Annotated in this window: 25 protein-coding genes and 1 pseudogene; all 26 read left to right on the top strand. The window is 29.1% G+C overall.

Annotation, left to right across the window (positions count from 1 at the left end; all coding sequences use genetic code 11):
• The first annotated feature begins 543 nt into the window (after positions 1–543).
• The 26 genes and pseudogenes from HBE96_RS00455 to HBE96_RS00570 all read left to right on the top strand — a co-directional run bounded on the left by HBE96_RS00455 (position 544) and on the right by HBE96_RS00570 (position 22,209).
• On the top strand, positions 544–1,971 hold the full coding sequence (locus HBE96_RS00455) for an AHH domain-containing protein (RefSeq protein ID WP_169295809.1): 1,428 nt from the start codon (positions 544–546) through the stop codon (positions 1,969–1,971).
• 14 nt (positions 1,972–1,985) lie between these two features.
• Positions 1,986–2,555, top strand: a complete 570-nt coding sequence (locus HBE96_RS00460; RefSeq protein ID WP_169295810.1) for an imm11 family protein — start codon at positions 1,986–1,988, stop codon at positions 2,553–2,555.
• A 329-nt stretch (positions 2,556–2,884) separates the two neighbouring features.
• Positions 2,885–3,169 carry a transposase gene (locus tag HBE96_RS00465; RefSeq protein ID WP_169295811.1) on the top strand — a complete coding sequence of 95 codons (285 nt, stop codon included), beginning with the start codon at positions 2,885–2,887 and terminating at the stop codon, positions 3,167–3,169.
• Positions 3,166–3,456 carry an IS3 family transposase gene (locus HBE96_RS26065; protein WP_342590140.1) on the top strand — a complete coding sequence of 97 codons (291 nt, stop codon included), beginning with the start codon at positions 3,166–3,168 and terminating at the stop codon, positions 3,454–3,456. Before HBE96_RS00465 ends, HBE96_RS26065 begins: the two co-directional genes overlap by 4 nt.
• A gap of 135 nt (positions 3,457–3,591) precedes the next feature.
• Positions 3,592–3,672 (top strand): hypothetical protein, encoded by an 81-nt coding sequence (locus tag HBE96_RS26925; RefSeq protein WP_425350694.1) that lies wholly within the window; start codon positions 3,592–3,594, stop codon positions 3,670–3,672.
• Between the two features lie 147 nt (positions 3,673–3,819).
• Positions 3,820–4,077, top strand: a complete 258-nt coding sequence (locus HBE96_RS26075; protein WP_243186787.1) for an integrase core domain-containing protein — start codon at positions 3,820–3,822, stop codon at positions 4,075–4,077.
• Positions 4,078–4,124: 47 nt separating this feature from the next.
• The gene (locus tag HBE96_RS00475) at positions 4,125–4,307 is read left to right on the top strand and encodes a hypothetical protein (RefSeq protein ID WP_169295812.1); all 183 of its coding nucleotides are present in this window, start codon (positions 4,125–4,127) and stop codon (positions 4,305–4,307) included.
• Between the two features lie 305 nt (positions 4,308–4,612).
• Positions 4,613–5,737 (top strand): 3'-5' exonuclease, encoded by a 1,125-nt coding sequence (locus tag HBE96_RS00480; protein WP_169295813.1) that lies wholly within the window; start codon positions 4,613–4,615, stop codon positions 5,735–5,737.
• A 461-nt stretch (positions 5,738–6,198) separates the two neighbouring features.
• A complete protein-coding gene (locus HBE96_RS00485; protein ID WP_169295814.1) occupies positions 6,199–6,906 on the top strand; it encodes a PBECR4 domain-containing protein in 708 nt (235 codons plus the stop codon).
• Between the two features lie 264 nt (positions 6,907–7,170).
• Positions 7,171–7,488 (top strand): annotated as a pseudogene (locus tag HBE96_RS00490) (YebC/PmpR family DNA-binding transcriptional regulator); the annotation flags it as partial.
• Positions 7,489–7,572: 84 nt separating this feature from the next.
• Complete coding sequence (locus HBE96_RS00495; protein ID WP_169295815.1) at positions 7,573–8,193, top strand: hypothetical protein; 621 nt, start codon at positions 7,573–7,575, stop codon at positions 8,191–8,193.
• Between the two features lie 136 nt (positions 8,194–8,329).
• On the top strand, positions 8,330–8,923 hold the full coding sequence (gene ruvA, locus HBE96_RS00500; RefSeq protein WP_169295901.1) for a Holliday junction branch migration protein RuvA: 594 nt from the start codon (positions 8,330–8,332) through the stop codon (positions 8,921–8,923).
• A 15-nt stretch (positions 8,924–8,938) separates the two neighbouring features.
• Positions 8,939–10,000, top strand: a complete 1,062-nt coding sequence (ruvB, locus tag HBE96_RS00505) for a Holliday junction branch migration DNA helicase RuvB (RefSeq protein WP_169295816.1) — start codon at positions 8,939–8,941, stop codon at positions 9,998–10,000.
• A gap of 20 nt (positions 10,001–10,020) precedes the next feature.
• On the top strand, positions 10,021–11,046 hold the full coding sequence (gene queA / locus HBE96_RS00510; protein ID WP_169295817.1) for a tRNA preQ1(34) S-adenosylmethionine ribosyltransferase-isomerase QueA: 1,026 nt from the start codon (positions 10,021–10,023) through the stop codon (positions 11,044–11,046).
• Between the two features lie 12 nt (positions 11,047–11,058).
• Positions 11,059–12,189 (top strand): tRNA guanosine(34) transglycosylase Tgt, encoded by a 1,131-nt coding sequence (tgt, locus tag HBE96_RS00515; protein WP_169295818.1) that lies wholly within the window; start codon positions 11,059–11,061, stop codon positions 12,187–12,189.
• A 118-nt stretch (positions 12,190–12,307) separates the two neighbouring features.
• On the top strand, positions 12,308–12,634 hold the full coding sequence (gene yajC / locus HBE96_RS00520; protein ID WP_169295819.1) for a preprotein translocase subunit YajC: 327 nt from the start codon (positions 12,308–12,310) through the stop codon (positions 12,632–12,634).
• 70 nt (positions 12,635–12,704) lie between these two features.
• Positions 12,705–13,079 (top strand): TIGR04086 family membrane protein, encoded by a 375-nt coding sequence (locus tag HBE96_RS00525; protein ID WP_169295820.1) that lies wholly within the window; start codon positions 12,705–12,707, stop codon positions 13,077–13,079.
• Positions 13,080–13,153: 74 nt separating this feature from the next.
• On the top strand, positions 13,154–13,291 hold the full coding sequence (gene scfA / locus HBE96_RS00530; protein WP_007062455.1) for a six-cysteine ranthipeptide SCIFF: 138 nt from the start codon (positions 13,154–13,156) through the stop codon (positions 13,289–13,291).
• A gap of 234 nt (positions 13,292–13,525) precedes the next feature.
• Positions 13,526–14,890, top strand: coding sequence for a thioether cross-link-forming SCIFF peptide maturase (scfB, locus tag HBE96_RS00535; protein ID WP_169295821.1), 1,365 nt, complete (start codon positions 13,526–13,528; stop codon positions 14,888–14,890).
• Between the two features lie 114 nt (positions 14,891–15,004).
• Positions 15,005–16,282 (top strand): protein translocase subunit SecD, encoded by a 1,278-nt coding sequence (gene secD, locus HBE96_RS00540; RefSeq protein WP_169295822.1) that lies wholly within the window; start codon positions 15,005–15,007, stop codon positions 16,280–16,282.
• Positions 16,275–17,150, top strand: a complete 876-nt coding sequence (gene secF / locus HBE96_RS00545) for a protein translocase subunit SecF (RefSeq protein WP_169295823.1) — start codon at positions 16,275–16,277, stop codon at positions 17,148–17,150. The genes secD and secF overlap by 8 nt, the downstream gene beginning before the upstream one ends.
• A 164-nt stretch (positions 17,151–17,314) precedes the next feature.
• Positions 17,315–18,187 carry a DHH family phosphoesterase gene (locus HBE96_RS00550; RefSeq protein ID WP_169295824.1) on the top strand — a complete coding sequence of 291 codons (873 nt, stop codon included), beginning with the start codon at positions 17,315–17,317 and terminating at the stop codon, positions 18,185–18,187.
• Between the two features lie 113 nt (positions 18,188–18,300).
• Positions 18,301–18,819, top strand: coding sequence for an adenine phosphoribosyltransferase (locus tag HBE96_RS00555; protein ID WP_169295825.1), 519 nt, complete (start codon positions 18,301–18,303; stop codon positions 18,817–18,819).
• 92 nt (positions 18,820–18,911) lie between these two features.
• The gene (locus tag HBE96_RS00560) at positions 18,912–21,086 is read left to right on the top strand and encodes a RelA/SpoT family protein (RefSeq protein ID WP_169295826.1); all 2,175 of its coding nucleotides are present in this window, start codon (positions 18,912–18,914) and stop codon (positions 21,084–21,086) included.
• 28 nt (positions 21,087–21,114) lie between these two features.
• Positions 21,115–21,564 carry a D-aminoacyl-tRNA deacylase gene (gene dtd, locus HBE96_RS00565; protein ID WP_169295827.1) on the top strand — a complete coding sequence of 150 codons (450 nt, stop codon included), beginning with the start codon at positions 21,115–21,117 and terminating at the stop codon, positions 21,562–21,564.
• 45 nt (positions 21,565–21,609) lie between these two features.
• Positions 21,610–22,209 carry an MBL fold metallo-hydrolase gene (locus tag HBE96_RS00570; RefSeq protein WP_206154776.1) on the top strand — a complete coding sequence of 200 codons (600 nt, stop codon included), beginning with the start codon at positions 21,610–21,612 and terminating at the stop codon, positions 22,207–22,209.
• The last annotated feature ends 46 nt before the right edge of the window (positions 22,210–22,255 follow it).

Below are 22,255 nucleotides of genomic sequence, written 5' to 3' on the forward strand. Positions count from 1 at the left end.
CTTAAAATATCCCATTAAAAAATTTCTTAAAATTTAGGTCTATTAAATTCAGCCTTTTTTGAATCGTATTGGAAAGGCTTATTAGTTATATCCAAAATTATTTCATATATTAAGATATCTCATATAAATCAAATAACCATTATTAAATAATATCTATTTCAAAATACAAATTGTTTTGTTATATTAAAATTTTAAAATTCACTTATTAAAATACCTTAAATTATCATTGTTAATTTTCGGATGTAAATTAAGATTAGCACTATTAAGAATTACAGTTTACATCCTAAAGTTAATAAGAATAAATAATAAGTTGTGCTGCAAAGGCTACAGAAATATATAGAATTATTATATCTATACCTTAAATAATTAATATAAAGACTTTTATCAATTATTTAAAGTACTCTATATTGGTTTAGGAAAAATAAGTAAAACTTGACACACATATACATAATAATTAAAATAAAGGAAGTAAATCAATATTAATGTAAAAATTAGATATATTATAATTACATTAATATATAATTAGTACATGGGAGAAAATAAATGGATTTTGAATTAGATATTGGTGAATTAACTGCGACAATAAATCAATATGAAAATGTAATAAAGGATTTAGAAGAACAAAAAGAAAATATAAATAAAACAATTAAAGAACTTACCGACCAAGGTTGGTCAGGTGAAGCAAAAGATAAATTTATGGAAAATCATATTAAAAAGCAGGAATTTTATACAAATTTCATAAAACAAATGAAATATGAGAAAAATGCGTTAGAAAATGAAGAAAAGCCAAGGGCAATTCAATTAAAGAAAAGATGTGAGGACTTAGAAGCTTGCATAAAAAGAAGTGCAGGCGGTGTAGCTCTTACAAATGATGATACAGGAATTATTTTACTTCAATATGGAGGACAGTTTTCAATAAATAATAATGTTGATGAATGTGTAAATAACCATTTTAAAAAAATGGATTCTAAATTTGTAGAAATACAAAATTTATTGAATAGCCTAACCTTTACATCATTTCCTATTGGAGAAGATGTTGAAAAGGCACGAAAGTCACTAAAAGATCAAACAACTAGTTTAACAGATTTTAAAGATTCCTTTAATGCATATTGTAATAGTGTACGAGATATGGAAGAAAATATATGCTCAGTATTTTCAAAGATATCAGGAATAACTGCAGGGATATCCCAAATCAGAGGTATGTCCATTATTTCAGAAGATGGACAAGTAGATAAAAATAAAGTAATGCAGTTAATGTTAAAGAATCCAGCAGACTTAACGAAAGAAGAAAAGGAAATACTAGAGTGTGCAAAAATTGTTTTGGGAGAAGATGAATATAAGAAAACAAAAGAAACTGTATTTACATATAAAGAAGCACGAAAATACATTAATTGTACTGCTTTTGGAATGGTTGTAGGACTTAAGGCATATTTCCCAAATGAGATATCTAATTTGCCTAAACAGATAACTTATGAAAAAGATGGGTATATTTATACTTACGATTTAATAGAATGCCCTGCGCCTACATTTAATGGAGTAGAACTTCCTAATGATGATATAATTACAAAAGATGGTCAAGTGATTAGTACTAAATTATATGGTTATAAACTTGTTTATACTAATGAACCAAAGATATCAACAGGAACCGTTTTTATTTCACCTACAAAGGGGGTAAGTAACTCTGAAGTACATCATATAGCTACTAATAAAAGTAAGAAATTTGATTTCAAAAATCACCCTGCTTTTAAAGAGACAGGTATTAATGTAAATAAGGATGTTGATAATTTAGTGGACTTAGTTAATCATAGAGGTAGACACACTTATAAATATCATCAGGAAGTACAAGACCGATTAGATGCAGTTGTTGAACGTTATGGTGGTACTGACAAATTTGAGGGTGCTGTTAGACAAGAATTAAATAAGATGAAACAAGAACTCTTAAATGGAAAGTTAGACCCTTATAAAAAATAAAAGGAGGATAAACGGTGAACTATTATAGATTAGTATATAGTGAAGATGATGGGATAGAAAATTTTATTATGATTAATGATTATGATTTAAAAGGATTTGATTACAGAAGATTATGGAGAGGACAAATTATAGATAGTTGGCAAGATAACATTGAGCTCTTTTATGAAAAAGAGGGAGAGGTACTTGATTATACTCCTAATGTTCTTTCATGGCTTATATTATCTGATGAGGTTATAAGCATATTTAATGAGTTAGACATAAGACAATTTCAAGCATTTCCAGTAAAACTAATTAATAAATTTACAAAAGATAAAAGTAGGTTTTCTAATGTAATTAATATTACATGTGATAATAGTGTGTTAAATTGGGAAAAGTCAGATTTAGTAACTTGGGATGATGACCCAAAGTATATTAAAGCTATTAGGAATTTAGTAATGGATAGTTCAAAATTAGATGGATTGCCAGATATATTTAGATTATCAGAAAGTAAAAATTACATTATAGTGTCTGAGCAATTTAAAAAGAAAATTGAGGAAAAAGGATTAACAGGATTTCAATTTTTAGAAATTGAAATAGAAAAGTAATTCACAATTTACTAAATTAGAATAAAATTATAGGATTATATATAAGTTGTAATTAAAATTCTACATTAAATTTAGTATTCATTTTAACAACTAGTAACATATAATTTTAATTAATATGAAGTATCATTACTACAACTTATATAAAATAAATTAAAATCAATAGAAGATTAAATTGAATCGATAGCATAATTGTAATAATGTAGTAAAAGAAGTACTGAATGAACTAGCTGAAAAGTAGTAGTTAGTGCTAGAATAAAAATAGTACAATAGAAATTGAGAAAGTTCCCGACAAGGATTAAAATAAAATTAAGAGATGGGGGAACTTAATCATGAAAAAGCAACATGACAAACAATTTAAAGAAGATGCTGTAAAATATTATATAGCTCATAAGGAGCTTGGAGTAAGAAGGTGTGCTCAAAATCTTGATGTAGGTGCTAGTACCTTATCAAAGTGGATTAGAGATTTTAAAAGTGAAAATGGCATTCAGGTTCGTGGTTCGGGTAACTATTCTAGTGATGAACAAAAGGAAATTGCACGATTAAAACGTGAACTTCGTGATACAAAGGATGCTCTTGATGTATTAAAAAAAGCCATAAGCATTCTGGGAAAGTGACAGAAGCAATATACCTTGAAGTCCAAAATAAATGTGAGAAAATCAAAGAAAAACGCCGAGTTTCTGTCAGCAGAATGCTTTGTATATTAGGCGTTTCACGTTCAGGGTATAATTCATGGCTACATTGCCTACCTTCCAATCAACAAAAGAGAAAACAGTCTGTAAAGAAAAAAATCAAGGAAATTTATGATAAATCACATCAAAATTATGGTGCTCTTAAAATTACAAAAGAAATACAGAAAACTGGCGAAAAAATATCTGAACGTACTATTGGAAAATATATGTAAGAACTAAAAATTAAGGCACAATATGTAGAAACATATACTGTTACTACAAAAATTTTAAATTTCAGCAGCAAACTTGAAAATATCTTAAATGAGCAATTTAATCATGATATACCAAATGCAGTATGGTGCACAGATATTACATATCTTTGGACTGATGCAGGCTTTGTATATCTTACAAGTATCATGGATTTATATTCTAGAAAAATCGTAGCTTGAACACTTTCAGAAACTTTAGAAGTCTCTTGTGTTATTAACACAATTAATAAAGCGAAAATAAGCAGAAAGCTTGTTAATCCAGTCATTATACACAGTGACAGAGGCTGTCAATACGTATCAAAAGAATATAAAAAAGCTACCTCAAAAATGATACTTAGTTATTCTAAGAAAGTTTATCCATGGGATAATGCATGTATTGAATCATTCCATGCAATTATTAAACGTGAATGGATAAATCGCTTTAGAATTAAGAATTATCGTCATGCATATACTCTTGTATTTGAATATATTGAAACATTTTATAATACCACAAGAATTCATAGCCATTGTAGTTATATGTCACCAAATGAGTTTGAAAAAGCATATGAAAAAATCCAAAAACTTAGTTTGTCAGCTGTAAGTTAAAATGTGGAAATAGTTTGGGGTTTTCTCATTTTAATTTGTACTTTTTCTTGACATATCACCAACTTTTGAATAGTTTTAATTTAGAACAGTTAAAAGATATAGCAAGACAATACACACCTGATGCTAGAGGATATGTATACAAATGGAATGATAAAAATAAAATAATTGATTATATCGTTGAGCGTTCAATGTCTTTATCTGAAAAAGGAAGTGTATTTGTAACTGACTAGAAATAAGTAATAATAAACATTTTATTTAATAGTGATAAAGTTAAAAGTCTACGTCAAACCTGTTACGGTGAAACGTACTATGAAGAATGTAGACTTTTTTAATACTATTGATGGAATTAATTTGAAAGTTAATGATGATTTGATAATATGTGGATGATAAACAAGTAAGGAAGCAAAAAGTTCTTCCTTTTCTATTTTACAGATAGATAAAATATTAGTTATGTGTTGATATTTTAAAGAAGAAAAATGTATAATTGGTATTGGATGGTAGTTGACCATATATGAATAAATACTGGAGGGTTATCATGGGAAAACAATATACAGAGAAACAATTAAAAGGGTTTACTATAGTTAATAAAGTTTTATTTATCATTTTAGGAATAATGCTATTACTTCTTACGATTGTATTTCCAATATGTTTATTATTTTCAATTGGAGCATTTATTATAGCTTTTAAGTACAAAGCTAAAAACGCTTCAATAGGTAAAACTGAAAGTCATACGTTATATGAGCCTATAAAAGCTTCAGATGATTATTATAGCCAAACATATTCAAAAGGTATTGAATCATACTCACAGACTTATAATTGTACAGAAATACCACCTAGCTTTGTAATACTTGATTTGGAGACTACAGGTTTAAGTAGTTTAAGTGATAAAATTATTGAGATATCAATAATAAAATATGAAAATGGAAGAGTAGTTGACACATATAATCAGTTAATAGACCCTGAAATGCACATACCGCAAGAAGCATCAAACATAAATGGAATTACTAATGATATGGTTAAAGGTTGTCCTAAAATTCATGAAATTATAGATAATGTGTATGATAGAATAAATGGTGAAATTGTAATGGGGTACAATGTTGAATTCGATATTAAATTTCTAAGTACTGCATTTGGTAGAAGCAATAAAAAGATTGATAAGTTGGTATTAATAGATGTACTGCAAGTAGTAAAAGAAACTCTTCCATCTAAAGAAACCCAAAATAGAAAACTCGAAACTATGAAAAATTATTTTGGTATAGAAAGTACTAGTCACAGGGCTTTGGCTGATTGTGAAGTTACTTTTGAGGTTTTCAAAAGGTGTCTTAAAATTAAGAAAAATTATGAATTGCAAAGGCAGTCAGAACAGAAGGAAAGAGTATCAAAATTAAATGATGGCGAAAAATTATTTATATCTGCATTAGAAGAAAAACTTTATAATATTAATCTTAAGGACAAGCTTAGATATAACATAATGAGTGATAAAGTTATTAATTTTCAGATTAATAATGCACAAATTGGTCGTGTTAAGTTAAATGGTAGAAAATATAAAATGCAAATTCTTGATAAAGATAATGTTCTTTGGCTAGATATTGATAATGTTGATGAAGCAGTAAATAACATCAAACATTGGATTAAGTATTGTGAATATCTTACTAAATAGGTTGATGTGCTATAGGAAATTGAGGAGTAACTGGTGTATAAAGTTTTTATAAAATAATATAAATGATAAATTAATAAATTTAAGTTTTATCTAGGCTGAGGCGTAGTTAAAGAAAGCCAATTTTTCCAAGTGCCAGACTTGACTTTTTTCTGAATTGATACTAAAATAAAATTAAAGGTAACTTACTTACTAATATTAAAAGTAATAGCGGAATTTATTTAAATTGATATAAAAATAATTAATTACAAGTATGATAATTTTGGTGGACTGACACCTTAATAATCCGAAATGAATGTATGACGAATGGGCATATAGTTGGTGGACAACAAAAAAATCCAAAATGAACGCATGGCGAATGGACATGTAGTTGGCGGACAACAAAAAAATCAGTCATTTAAAAAAGGGTATAATTCACTGCGGTGGATATACCCTTTTTTATTAGAATACAAGGGGATAAAATAATGGACAAACAAGAAGCTCTAAAAATAATTATAAGTTGTGCTAAGTTATATCAACAAAATTTAGAAAATACAAATTTATTGATTGTATCGTTAAAAACTAGAAAAGTAAATTTTTTAGAAGCAAAATTTCTAAGAGGTAATTATTTGCATTTAGCTGGTGTGGTTACTAACAATGGTATTAGTGCTCAGCTATTTTATCAGAAATGCTTAAATAATAAGCTATCTTTAAAAGATTTTGAGTTCAAAGGAGATGGTACTACTCCTTTAAAGTTATCTGTATTGCCAAACTTAATGAACATACATAAAAGTCTTAATATGATTGGGGATTTTAATGGTTCAAAGCCTAAATTATATGCTGATAAGTTAACAGGCAATATAATGGCTTGTATAGGGTTAACCAAGTCTGGAGCTTATTATGCACCTTGTACAACTTTAAAAGAAGATATTAGACCATTAATTAATAATCAAGAGCGGGTAATTGCTGTTTTTTTAAAAAATATGAAAGAACAAGTCTATACTAGTTTAACATACATAGCTAAAGGTTTTAACAATATTGAAGTGGAGAAAATACCAGTAGACATTTTGAATAAAATTGATATTGATAACATAAAAAGTAGTTTTAAGATAACATTTGTAAAATCCAATAATGAAGAAAATGAAACTAAAGAACAAATTGCTTCAGATAGTGAAACGGATAAAGATAATTAAATGTAAAGTTACAGATATTTTGAGAGGATATTCAATTTATTAATTAGTCATTATATGAGATATGTAAAGTAATGCTATTTATATAGTTTGAAATTAGAAAATATATTTTGTAGTAGATAATGTCAATTCTTTGATGTATAATATTAATACTAGTAATGTATATAGTCATCAAATCTTAATTTTTAGTAAAATGATTATGATAAACAATGCTATGATACATTATTTTGGTAAGAAATTTGATAATGATATATATCACATGAAAATTCTACAGGATGTGTTTCTTTTATGTTCCAAGAAAAGGGTCAAATTGTTATAGAAAAAACAGATGATATGGATGAAGACGAATTAATGATGATGGCTTTAGATGCTGGCGCAGAAGATTTTGGAACAGTAAGAGAAGCTTTAGAAGCCAATAAGCTTGAGTTCTTAGAAGCTGAAGTTAAAATGATTCCAGATACATATACTGCAATTGATGAAGAAACAGTAGTTAAGTTCCAAAAAATGCTTGATGCTTTAGAAGATGACGAAGACGTTCAGGACGTTTACCACAATGCTGAGTTCCCTGAAGGCTTCGAAGAATAATCAAGAAAAAAACATTCATTAAATCATCAGTTTAATGAATAATAGCTTTAATATATGTCCATAATATCCTTTAGGAGGGATATTATGGACTTTATTAATAATAATAGAAAAAAAATAAAAACAGTTTTGCTGGTTGTTTCAACTATTGCAATTTTTAGTTTAAGTTATTATCTATGCATAAATAAGCTAAGAAGTACAAATGTTAAAGAAAACAAGTATAAAGCAGAAAATCGCAGTAAGGATTTAGGTAAGGCTGTAACTGTGGACTCTAATGTAAATACTTCACTTTCATCAAATGCAAAGGTAGTATTTAAAAAAAAGTATGTTAAAAGTGGTGAAATTGTAACTGAAAAAGAAGAAAATGCGGGCAATTTGGCAGGTAAGAAAAAGAAGGAACTAGATCAGGTTTATAAAGGACAAGGATATAGTGTGGCAAGTATAAAACCTTCTGAAGTAGTATTTATGAAAGAATTTGATAGATATGCTCCAAATAAATATGTACTTGGTATAAAAGATAAATTTATTGCTATATATAAAACTGATAAAGAAGGAAATATGTTTCTAGAAGATGAGAAGAGAGATATAACAGATGTAAAAATTGATAAATTAAAGAAAGCAGATATAGATCTTTTAACAAAAGGTGATAAATATTTTCAGTGTAATACAAGAGAAGACGCAGAAGCACGCCTTGAAGACTATGAATAATAGTCTTTGAGGCGTTTTGTAGTGGATAATATTCTTTGTTTCTTGAATTAAATTAAGTATAATGGTAAAGTAATATATGTTAAGTTTGTATAAAACCTTTGACTTAAAATTTAAAAAATTTTGGAGGACGTCTTTGATGTATGAGTATATACGCGGAACATATGTAGGAATGAATAAGGATTACATAATAGTTGACAATAGTGGCATTGGTTATAAAATATATACTTCAGGAAGTACTCTAGCTAAAATTCCTAAAATAAATGAAGAAATAATGCTTTATTTACAGCAAATAGTGAGAGAAGATTTTATAGGTCTTTATGGTTTTTTAACTAAGGAAGAATTGAATATGTTTAATTTGCTTTTAACAATAAGTGGTGTGGGTGCAAAAGCTGCATTATCACTTTTATCTATAAGTAGTGTTAACAATTTAAAATATGCAATTTTATCTGGCGATGAAAAACTTATTGTTAGAGCACCAGGTATAGGCAAAAAAATGTCTCAAAGAATTATATTGGAGCTTAAAGATAAGATAAAACCAGAAGAAGTTGACATATGTGATGAAAATAATATTGAGGTAAGTGGCGTTTCTGAAAATGGTTCAGAAGCATTAGAAGCACTTATAGCATTAGGGTATTCTGAAAAAGAAGCTAAAGGTGCTGTTAAAAATATAGATAAAAATGATTCTATAGAAAATATAATAAGAAATGCCTTAAAGTTTTTAATGAATTAGGCAGGTGATAACTTTATGAATGATGATAAAGATAGGATTGTTACGCCTTTAAATATAGTTGGAGATACAGAAAATGAATATAGTCTAAGACCTAAAAAGATTAATGAGTATATTGGACAGAAAAAGGTAAAAGAAAAATTAGAAATTTTCATAGAAGCAGCAAAAAAGAGAAAAGAAGCATTAGATCATGTATTATTATATGGTCCACCAGGTCTTGGTAAAACTACATTAGCAAATATAATAGCTTTAGAAATGGGAGGAAACTTAAAAGTTACATCAGGTCCTGCCATTGAAAGAGCAGGTGATTTAGCTGCAATACTTACAAGTCTTAATAATTATGATGTATTGTTTATAGATGAAATTCACAGATTAAGTAGGAATGTAGAAGAAATACTTTATCCAGCCATGGAGGATTATGCTTTAGATATAATTATAGGAAAGGGAGCGTCTGCGAAGTCTATAAGATTAGATTTGCCTAAATTTACATTAATAGGTGCTACTACTCGAGTTGGACTTTTAACATCACCTTTAAGAGATAGATTTGGAGTAATGTGTCCAATGGAATTTTATGAGGATGATGAGTTAAAAGAAATTATAGTGAGATCTGCTCAGATACTTGGTGTTGGCATAGAAGAATCAGCAGCATTAGAAATAGGAAGTAGATCAAGAGGAACTCCTAGAATAGCTAATAGGCTTTTAAAAAGAGTTAGAGATTATTCAGATGTTAAAGGTAGTGGGATAGTAAATTTAGAAGTTACTAAGGCTGCTTTAGAACTTTTAGATGTAGATAAAGAAGGATTTGACAGCATAGATAATAAAATAATAACAGCAATAGTAGATAATTTTAATGGTGGTCCAGTAGGTTTAGAGACTCTAGCATATTTTATAGGAGAAGAATTGGACACTATTCAGGATGTTTATGAACCATACCTTCTTCAAAAGGGATTTATAATTAGAACGCCTAGAGGAAGAGTTGCATCGGATAGTGCATATAAACATTTAAATAGAAGTAGAAAGTGCAGTAAATCAGATAAAAACGCAGTAGAACAAGAGTCAATATTTAATGATGAAATATAAGAAATGGAGAGTAGATATTTTTGAAAGTTACAGATTTTGATTTTTATTTACCAGAAGAATTAATAGCACAGAGCCCATTAGAAAAAAGAGATGAAGCAAGACTAATGACGTTAAATAAAAATAATGGTGAAATAGAACATAAAATATTTAAAGATATAATTGACTATTTAGAGCCAGGTGATTGCTTAGTATTGAATGATACAAGAGTGCTGCCAGCAAGGCTTATTGGAGAAAAAGAGAATACAGGAGGAAAAATAGAATTTTTACTTCTTAAACGAATAGATAAAGACAAATGGGAAACTCTTGTTAAGCCAGGAAAAAGGGCTCAAGTTGGAAAAAGGTTTGTATTTGGTGATGGAGAATTAAAAGCAGAAGTAGTTAGTGTTGAAGAAGATGGAAATAGAATTGTAGAATTTGAGTATGATGGAATATTTGAAGAAGTGTTAGATAAATTAGGACAAATGCCGCTTCCTCCATATATAAAGGAAAAACTTGAAGATAAAGAAATGTATCAAACTGTTTATTCAAAAGAGCAGGGGTCAGCAGCAGCACCTACTGCAGGATTGCATTTTACAGAGGAACTTTTAAAGAGAATAGAGGAAAAGGGTGTAAATATAGCATTTTTAACTTTACATGTAGGCCTTGGTACTTTTAGACCAGTTAAAGTTGAAAATATACAAGAGCATAATATGCATTCAGAATATTACACTATGTCTAAAGAAACTGCAGATATAATAAATAAAACAAAGAAAAATGGAAAAAGTATAATTGCAGTGGGAACTACTTCATGCAGAACTTTGGAAACCATAGGAAATGATCAGGGAGAAGTAAGGGAACAATCTGGTTGGACTGATATATTTATATATCCAGGATATAAATATAAGATAGTAGATAAACTTATAACTAATTTTCATCTTCCAGAGTCTACATTAATAATGTTAGTAAGTGCTTTAGCTGGAAGAGAAAATATAATGAATGCCTATAATACAGCAGTAAAAGAAAAGTATAGATTTTTTAGTTTTGGAGATGCAATGTTTATTAAATAAAGGGGTGTTTTAATGTACAAATTACTTAAAAAGTGCGGAAAGACTAGAAGAGGTGAGTTTACAACTCCTCATGGTGTAATACAGACACCTGTATTTATGAATGTAGGTACGTTAGCTGCCATAAAGGGTGGAGTATCTAGCATGGATTTAAAAGAAATAGGATGTCAGGTAGAGCTTTCAAATACATATCATCTTCATTTAAGACCTGGTGATGACGTAGTAAAAAAAATGGGTGGATTACATAAATTTATGAATTGGGATAGACCTATTTTAACTGATTCAGGTGGATTTCAAGTATTTTCTTTAGCAAAGATGAGAAAAATAAAAGAAGAAGGAGTTTATTTCAATTCTCATATAGATGGAAGAAAAATATTCATGGGACCAGAAGAAAGTATGAGAATTCAAAGTAATTTAGCATCTACTATAGCTATGGCTTTTGATGAATGCATACATAATCCTTCACCAAGAGACTATGTAGAACAATCTGTAGCTAGAACTACTAGATGGTTACAAAGATGCAAAGACGAAATGGATAGATTAAATTCTCTTCCAGATACAATAAATAAAAAACAAATGCTTTTTGGTATAAACCAAGGAGGCGTTTATGAAGATATAAGAATTGAACATGCTAAGACCATAAGTAAAATGAATTTAGATGGCTATGCTATTGGTGGTTTAGCAGTAGGAGAAAGTCATGAGGAGATGTATAAGGTAATAGATGCAGTAGTTCCGCATCTTCCAGAAGATAAACCTATTTACCTTATGGGAGTTGGAATACCAAGTAATATATTAGAAGCTGTAGATAGAGGAGTAGACTTTTTTGACTGTGTACTTCCAGCTAGAAATGGAAGACATGGACATGTATTTACTAAAGAAGGAAAAATAAATTTATTTAATGCAAAATATGAATTAGATTCTAATCCTATAGATGAAGGTTGCCAGTGTCCAGCTTGTAAACATTATTCAAGAGCTTATATAAGACATTTGTTTAAAGCTAAGGAAATATTGGCAATGAGACTTTGTGTACTACACAATCTTTATTTCTATAATAATATGATGCAAGAAATAAGAGATGCCATAGATGGTGATTATTTTCCAGAATATAAAAGTGAAAAACTTAAACAGTGGAATGGAAGAGCTTAAAAGAGTTAAAAACTAAAAGTAGAGAGTTAACTATAGTTCGTAATATTTTTAAATTACGAATTGAATAAATTAAATAAAAGTTTAATTGTTAATTATAAAAATGAGGGAGGTGATTTTGATGAAAACTTTAATACAATTTTCTCCACTTATATTCATGCTTGTAGTTGTTTATCTAGTTATATTGTTACCAGAAAGTAAAAGGAAAAAACAATATGCAGCAATGCTAAATAGTCTTAAAGTTAATGATGAGGTTATGACTAAAGGTGGTATAATTGGTAGGATAATGAATATACAAGATAGAATTATAATACTTCAAACAGGTCCAGATAAAGTTAGAATTAAGCTTGATAGAACTGGAGTATTGAATTTATTATCTGCATTTACAGAGCATAATAAAAGTGCTAAAGATGAAAATAAAAAAGAAGAAAAAAGTTCAGATAAGTAGAGTTCTTTAAATTTTAATCATAAAACACCTTCTTTCTACATAGATAGTATTAGGTAGGAGGTGTTTTAAATTGGAAGAAAATAAAAACATAAGCTATGTTGTAGCGGCAGAAGGAGTATTAAGGGGATTCATTATAACAGTAGTATTACTTCTTATATTTGCAGTTATAATGACCTTTACAGAGATAAGCGAAACGACAAGTTCTATATTTTATTTAGTTACTACGCTTTTAAGTATAATGTATGGTACCATTTACGCAGTAAAAAAAGTACAAAGAAGAGGATTTTTAATTGGAATTATGGTGACTGTTTTGTACTTAATGGTGATTTATGTAGTTTCTGTTATATCAGGGAATTCTGCTGTTATAGGTTATAATCGGGCAGCTAGATTTTCATTAGCTTTGTTAGTAGGTGCATTATCTGGTATAATTGCAAGAAATCTTTAATCCATTATTAACTTTATTTTATTTATAGTTTATGTTATAATCAAACGGAAAAGTGTATGAATGGAGGAGTTCAAATGAAACATATAAGAACAGTAAACAAATCAAATATAAAAGACAGCTTAAAGAAGCCAGGATGTAAAGAATGTGCTAATTCATGTCAATCAGCATGTAAAACTTCTTGCACAGTTGCTAATTTAGCTTGTGAAAATTAACATAAATTTGGGCAGTAACATTATGTTACTGCTTTAAATTTACACACGTATTTTATTAAACATTTAATCAAGTGAAAACTGATTTAGTTAGTTAATAATAACTATACTGAATTTTAGTTGAACTTATCCATTATGTAGCATTTGTGTAATTAATTTATATAAGATTAATACCTCAAGTGATATTTATTGGGTAAAGTTTAATTTTTTTGAGATTATTTTTAGGAGGAATAGAAGTTGGCGAATATTCACAAGTTTATTCAGGATGGAGAGCATTATGTAATAGATGTAAATTCTGGATCAGTACATATAGTAGATAAATTAGTTTATGACATTTTAAATGATGAAAAATTAGAAGAAAAACAAATTGTTGTAGATAGATTAAAAAATGATTATAAAAAAGAACAAATAGAAGAAGCTTATGATGAGATAAAAGCACTTATAGATGAAGAAATATTATATTCTAAAGATTTATATGAAGATATAGCATTAAAATCTGATAAGGCACCATCTTATATAAAAGCTTTATGTTTAAATGTAGCTCATGATTGTAATTTAAGATGCAAATATTGTTTCGCAGATGAAGGAGATTATAAAGGCTGCAGAGAATTAATGCCTACTGAAATTGCTAAAAAAGCTATTGATTTTGTTATTAAGAAATCAGGACCAAGAAAAAATATAGAAGTAGACTGGTTTGGTGGAGAACCACTAATGGCATTTAATACTATAAAAGAAGTTATGGAATATACAAAAGAGCAAGAGAAAATTCATAATAAAAATATAAGATTTACCATGACAACTAATGCTACATTACTAAATGATGAAATAATGGATTATTTAGATAAGAACATGGGAAATATAATCTTAAGTATAGATGGAAGAAAAGAAGTAAATGATAAAGTTAGAGTAAGAGTGGATGGAACTGGTTCTTATGACAGCATATTACCTAAGATAAAAAAGATGGTCGAAATAAGAGATAAGTCAAAACAGTATTATGCAAGAGGAACTTTTACAAGATGGAATACAGACTTTTTTGAAGATATAAAATTTATGGCAGATCAGGGATTTGATGAAATATCAATAGAACCTGTAGTACTTCCAGAGAATCACCCGCTTTCTCTTAGAGAAGAAGATCTACCTACTATATTTGAACAGTATGATAAATTATATTCTGAAATGCTTAAGCGTCATAAAGAAGGCAAGCCATTCAGATTTTATCATTTTAATATAGATTTGCAGGGAGGACCTTGTGTATACAAGAGAATATCAGGTTGCGGAGCAGGACATGAATATGTGGCTATAACTCCAGAAGGTGATATATATCCTTGTCATCAATTTATTGGAAATGAAGACTTTAAATTAGGAAATTTATCAGATGCTGAAGAATTAAATACAGATATAATAGACAAGTTTAAAGATGCTCATATATATACTAAACCTGAATGTAAACAGTGTTGGGCTAGATTTTATTGCAGTGGAGGATGTCAAGCTAATAATTATAATTTTAATGGTGACATGCATATTCCATATTCATTAGGATGTAAGATGCAGAAAAAGAGAATTGAATGTGCTATTGCATTAAAAACAAAGATGATGGAATAGTTTTTTAAAAGTTTACATTTATAAATATTGACGGTATATTTTTTAAGTAATATAATTGCTATTGTAAATAGATGTAAATTTGAAAAAGTTAATTATTAACAAAGGAGGATAAAAATGAAAAATAAAGCAAAAAGCACTGTGCTGTTTGTTATATGCGTACTTCTTATAGGTTTTTTTGCTTATTCCGGTGCCTATGGGGTTACAATTGGCGACTATAGACTTAAGTCATTTAATGAAGTTATAAATAGAGGTCTTGACCTCCAAGGTGGAGTTTCAGTACTAGAAGAAATTCAAGCTAGTAAAGTTGATCAAGCAACCTTTGATAAAACTGTAGAACTTTTATCTATGAGAGTTAACAAAATGGGTGTTAGCGAAACAGTCGTAACCAGAGAAGGACAAAAAAGAATAAGAATAGAGGTGCCAGGAAAGTATGATGCGAAATCTGTAATAGATGGTATAGCTAAAACTGGTGAACTTAAGTTTGTAGGACCAGATAAACAAACTATACTTACAGGTAAAGATGTTAAGAATGCTTCACCTGGTATAGGTTCAGAAAGTCAAAAACCAGTAATTAACCTTGAACTTAATGATGCAGGAACTAAAAAATTTGCAGATGCTACTCAAAAGTTTTTAGGACAAAAAATATCAATTTATTTGGATGATCAGTTGCTTACAGATCCAACAGTTAGTGTTGTGATAAATAATGGTAGAGCAGAAGTTTCAGGAAGTAGAAGCATGGATGAAGCTAAAAGAAAGGCTAATTTAATTAATTCTGGTGCATTACCTGTTACTGTTAAAGCTGTTGAATCTAAAGTTGTAGGAGCATCTCTTGGAGCAAATGCTCTTCCTTTGAGTATATTAGCGGGTGAAGTTGGTATAGGTATAGTAATATTATTCATGATTTTATACTATAGAGTACCAGGAGTTATTGCAGGATTGGCATTAATAGTATATGTATATTTATTACTTCTTGCTTTCGCTACTGTAAATGTAACGCTGACATTATCAGGTATAGCAGGTTTCTTGCTTACGGTAGGTATGGCAGTAGATGCCAATGTGCTTATATTTGAAAGAATGAAGGAAGAACTAAAAGGTGGAAGATCAATAAAGGCATCTATAGATGCAGGTTTCCATAGAGCAATGACTTCAGTAATAGATTCTCATGTAACTACTATTGTTGCAGGAATAGTTCTTTATGGATTAGGATCTGGTACAGTAAAAGGATTTGCTTTAACTTTAGTTATAGGTGTTGCATTAAGCTTATTTACAGCAACAACTGTAACAAGAACTTTAATAAAACTTGCAGCGGGTATGGGATGGTTTTACCATAAGTGGACTATAGGAACCTTTGGAGTGCATGACTTCAGAAGGGGGGCAAAACAACATGCTTAAAATTATAGAAAAGACTAAAATATGGTTTGGAATATCCCTTATTATAATATGTATAGGAATTTTTACAGCTGCTACTAAAGGTTTGGACTTCGGATTGGATTTTAAAGGTGGTACTGTTCTTGAAATAAATATAGGAAAAACTTTTGATAAAGCGGACATAGATAGTATAGTAAAAAAGTATGATTCAGAGTTTCAATCTAATAAGGTTAATAATACTTCTATTGAAATAAAAAGTGCCAAATTAACCAATGATAATATAAATGATATTGTTAAGGCAGTTAAAGCTAAATATAAAAACAGCAGTGTTACAAATCAAGAAAATATAGGTGCTTCAATAGGTGCTGAAACTAGGATGAAGGCTTACCAGGCTATTGCTTTATCAGTAGTAGCAATGCTTGCGTATGTAGCATTTAGATTTGAATTTAAGTTTGGATTGGCTGCAATTCTTTCACTTATTCATGACGTTTTAATTATGTTTTCATTTTATGCAGTATTTAGAATACCAATAGATTCAATGTTTGTAGCTGCTATGTTAACAGTTATAGGTTACTCAATAAATGATACCATAGTTGTTTTTGATAGAATAAGAGAAAATCATAAATATATGAGAGGATCAGATGTAGTAGAACTTAGTAACGCTAGTATAACACAAACTTTAGCGAGATCTATAAATACAGTTTTAACAGTTTTAATAACTTTAGTAGCTATTTATGTGTTTGTTCCTAGTATAAGAAACTTCTCAAAACCACTTTTAGTAGGTATTACATCAGGATGTTATTCATCAATATTTATAGCAACTCCTTTCTGGGTATTATTAAAAAAACATCTAGGTAAAAAGAGTAATAGAAGGTTGAATACAGCAAAATAAAGAAATTTGTTTAAAATATTACTTTGTTATGATAAAATAAAAAATCTAGAGTATATGAAGCTCTAGATTTTTTTATTGTTAATAATCTCTTTATAAAGTATTTGTAAAAAGCGACAATATCAATTATAATATATATGCTTTCGATAAATTTGGAGGATTTTATTATGGAGATACAAGAAAGAAAGATGCAGTATTCTAGATTTTCAGGTGCACAGAATCCTTTTGCATTAAAGGGTATGAAAGAAGCATTAGAAAGAATTATAAAGGCAGTGAATGAAAGAGAAAAAATAGTGATTTATGGCTACTATGACTTAGATGGCATAACAGCTGTTTCTTTGTTGTTGCTAGTTTTAAAATATTTAAATGCAGACGTAGAATATGTTGTTCCTGAAGACATGGATGAGGATTTTGCTATAAATGCTAATATCATAAAAAACCATGTAAAATTTCTAGGGGCAAAACTTATTATTACAGTGGGATGTGGAGTGAATTCTGTTTCTCAGGTTGAACTATGCAAGGAGTTAGGTATAGATGTAATAATAACAGATTATCATAAGTGCGCTGAAGTATTACCTGAAACTGTTATTGTAAATCCAAATCAAGTGGATTGCGAATATACTTTTAAAGATTTAACAGCAGTAGGTATAGCATTTAAAATAGCACAAGCTATATCTATGTATTATCAAATGAAGTGTATAAGCAAGTATTTAGATTTAGTTATGATAGGTACACTTTCCAGGAATATAAATTTAACTGGTGAAAATAAAGTTATGATAAGTCAAGGAATGTACCATTTAAATTATACTAATAATTATGGTCTTAAAGCTTTAATTAAAATCCATAAAATTGTAAATATAAATAAAGAAAGCATATATAAATTAGCATATAATATTATACCATCATCAAAAAGTAAAAGAACTGTAGATAATGCAAGAATAGCTGTAGAATTGTTTACTACTTCTAATATGGATAGAGCTGAACAAATAGCTAAATATTTAAAAAATGAAATTAAAGGAAATGAATTGTGCATTTCTTAAAATGTACTTTTAAAAATTTAATATATGTTAATAATTAATGACAATATATAAGTTTAGAAAATTTTAATTTTATTAAAATAGATTATTGCAATTATAAATGAGGGGGAATATATATGAACTTAAAGGAAAAAGTAAGAATAATAGATGGTTTTCCAAAAGAAGGAATAAGCTTTAAAGATGTAACCACTTTACTACAAGACAAGGATGCATTTAAATACACTGTAGATAAAATAGTAGAATATCTAAAGGATAAGGAAATTGATGTTGTAATAGGACCTGAGGCTAGAGGATTCTTATTTGGAGCACCAGTAGCATATGCTTTAGGAGCAGGATTTGTGCCTGTGAGAAAGAAAGGAAAATTGCCTTATGAGACTATAAGTGTAAATTACGATTTAGAATATGGCAGTGATGAGTTAGAAATACATAAAGATAGCATAAAGAAAGGTCAAAGAATTGCTATAGTAGACGACTTGTTAGCTACAGGAGGAACTATAGACTCTGTTGCTAAATTAGTAGAACAGCTAGGTGGAGAAGTTGTAACTGTAGATTTCGTTATGGAATTAACTGATTTAAAGGGAAGAGAAAAATTAGAAAAATATGATGTAATGTCTTTAATTAAATACAATGTGTAAATAAATTGCAAGTTTCTACAGTATATAATATAATATTAGTAAAAAATAATGGCTGGTTTTTGACCAGCCATTGGTTTTAGAGGAGTAGTAGCATGCTGAAAAAATTAATAGAGAAAATAGATAAAAATTGTAGTAATGTAGATAAAGATATGGTGACAAAAGCATATAATTTAGCATATGAGGCGCATAAAGAACAAAAAAGAGAATCTGGAGAGCCCTATATAATACATCCTGTAGAAGTAGCATGCATATTAGCTGAAATGGGTATGGACACTAGTACTATAACAGCAGGACTACTCCATGATGTAATAGAAGATACGGAATATACTTATGATGATATATCTAGAGAATTTAGTGTTGAAGTTGCAAATTTAGTAGAGGGTGTAACTAAACTTGGCAAAATACAGTATAAAACTAAAGAGGAACAGCAGGCAGATAATGTTAGAAAAATGCTGCTTGCTATGGCAAAAGATATAAGAGTTATATTGATAAAATTAGCAGATAGAATTCATAATATGAGAACTTTAAGGTATATGTCTGTAGAAAAGCAAAAAGAAAAAGCTAAAGAAACTTTCGATATATATGCACCTCTTGCCCATAGATTAGGTATGTCAAAAATAAAGTGGGAGCTTGAGGATTTAGCATTTAGATATATAAATCCCAATGAATATTATTTTATAGTTAGAAAAATTTCAGAAAAGAGAGAAGAAAGAGAACAGTATATAGGTGAAGTAATAAAGCAACTTCAAGAAAATTTGGATAGGGCTGGAATACCATCGGATATGGATGGAAGGCCGAAACATTTTTACAGTATATATAGAAAAATGGTTAATAAAAATAAAACTATAGATCAAATTTTTGATTTAACAGCAGTTAGAATACTTGTAGAGACTGTAAAGGATTGTTATGCAGTGCTAGGAATAGTTCATACTATATATAAACCCATACCAGGTAGGTTCAAAGATTATATTGCTATGCCTAAACCTAATATGTATCAATCTCTTCATTCCACAGTTATAGGACCTCAGGGAAAACCCTTTGAAATACAAATTAGAACTTTTGCAATGCACAAAACTGCTGAATATGGTATAGCTGCTCATTGGAAATATAAAGAGGGAGTAGAAACAGCAGATGATATAGATAAAAAACTTACATGGCTTAGAGAAATATTAGAATGGCAAAGAGAAACTTCAGATGCAGAAGAGTTTATGGAAGGCTTTAAAATAGATTTATTTTCTGATGAAGTTTTTGTATTTACACCCAAAGGTGCTGTAATTAATTTGCCATATGAGGCGACACCAATAGATTTTGCTTATAAAATTCACACAGATATAGGGAATAGATGTACAGGTGCAAAGGTAAATGGAAAAATGGTTCCTCTTGATTATCATTTGAAAACAGGAGAAATTATTGAGGTATTAGCATCAACTATACCAAAAGGGCCCAGTATAGATTGGCTTAGTATGGTTAAAAGTAACCAAGCGAAAAGTAAAATAAGAGCTTGGTTTAAAAAAGCAAAAAGAGAAGAAAATATAATAAAAGGTAAAGATTTGCTTGAAAAGGAGACCAAGAAACAAGGATACAATTTTGGAGAATTTGCTAAGGGAGAAATATTAGAAAACACACTTAAAAGATATAATATGAATTCTGTAGATGATTTATATGCTGCAGTAGGAGTTGGAGCTATTATCTCATCTAATGTGGTTTCAAGGCTAAAAGAACTTTATTTAAAAAATGCAAAACATGATGTGGATGATTGGAAAGCAGTAGAAGAACAATTAAATAAGAGTAATAAACAAAATAAGCCAAAACAAAATCAACCAGGTATAATAGTAAAAGGTGAAAGTAATTTACTTGTAAGGTTTGCAAAGTGCTGTAATCCTGTCCCGGGGGATGAAATAGTAGGGTATATAACAAAAGGTAGAGGTGTTTCAATTCATAGAAAAGATTGTAAAAATGTAGACTTTTTATTGAAAAACGAGGATAATAAGTTAGTAGAAGTAAGCTGGGGAAAACCTAAAGGAGCTGAGTATATAGCTGAAATTCAAATTAGTGCGGAAGACAGGGAAGGAATATTAGCAGAAGCAATGGCAATTATAAGTGAGAGTAACACATATTTATATGCTATAAATGCTCAGCCTGCTAAAAATGGAATTGCTACTATAAATATAAAATTAAAAATATCCAGTATAGATGATTTAAAGGTTGTTATGAAAAAAATAAAAAGAATTAATAATGTTATTGATGTTTATAGAACTAAAAATTAGTTATTAAAAATTTAAGGGGTGATTTTTAATGCGTGCGGTAGTGCAAAGAGTTAAGTACTCAAAAGTAGAAATAGGTGGGGAAGTAGTTGGTGAAATAAATAAAGGACTAAATGTTTTACTTGGAATATCTAAAGATGATACAGCTGAACACATAACTTATTTAAAAGATAAAATTTTAAATTTAAGAATATTTGAAGATGAAAACGGAAAATTAAATAAGTCACTTATAGATGTTGGAGGAGACTTACTAATAGTATCACAGTTTACTTTATATGGAGACTGTAGAAAAGGAAGAAGACCTAGCTTTATAGAAGCTCTAGGAGGAGAGGATGCAGAAAAAATGTATGAGGAATTTGTGAGACAGTGTAGAGCGGCTATACCAAAGGTTGAAACAGGAAGATTTGGTGCTGATATGCTAGTAACAATAGAAAATGATGGTCCTGTTACTTTAATGATAGATAGCAACAAAACTTTTTAATTAGTTAATAGGTAAATACTTTTAATTGTTAAGGAGGGTATGTTTATGAAAATGAAGAGAATTCCAGCAGGGGTTTATGCTGCTAACTGCTATATAATAATAGATGAGCAAACAAAAGATTGTGTTGTAATGGATCCAGGTGGGGATGCAGAAATTTTAATAAAAGCCGTAAAGGAAGAAGATGTTGAAGTTAAATATATATTACTTACTCACGGGCATGCAGATCATACTGGAGCTGCATTAAGTTTAAAAAAAGAGTTTAATGCTCCTTTATGTATTAGTGCCGAGGATTACGAAATGATAGAAAAGGGTAAGTTTATGTATGGAGACATTGCCGGAAACGTAGATAAATATATAAAAGAAGGTGATGTTTTCAAAGTAGGAAATATGGATATAAAATGTACTCGTACTCCTGGACATACACCAGGAGGTGTTTGTTTTTTAATTGAAGATGCAGTATTTACAGGAGATACATTATTTGCAGGTTCCATAGGAAGAACAGATTTTGAGGGTGGAAATTTTGATGAAATAATAAAGAGTATTAAAGAAAAACTTATGATATTAAGTGATGAAGTTAAAGTTTTCCCAGGACACGGACCAGAAAGTACTATAGGAAAAGAAAGAGTACACAATCCATTTTTATAGGTGTTACATGGTGGAGAATTTTTTAATTCTCCATTTTTAAAGAGGA

It is taken from the genome of Clostridium muellerianum (genome assembly GCF_012926525.1).
GTDB lineage: Bacteria > Bacillota > Clostridia > Clostridiales > Clostridiaceae > Clostridium_AM > Clostridium_AM muellerianum.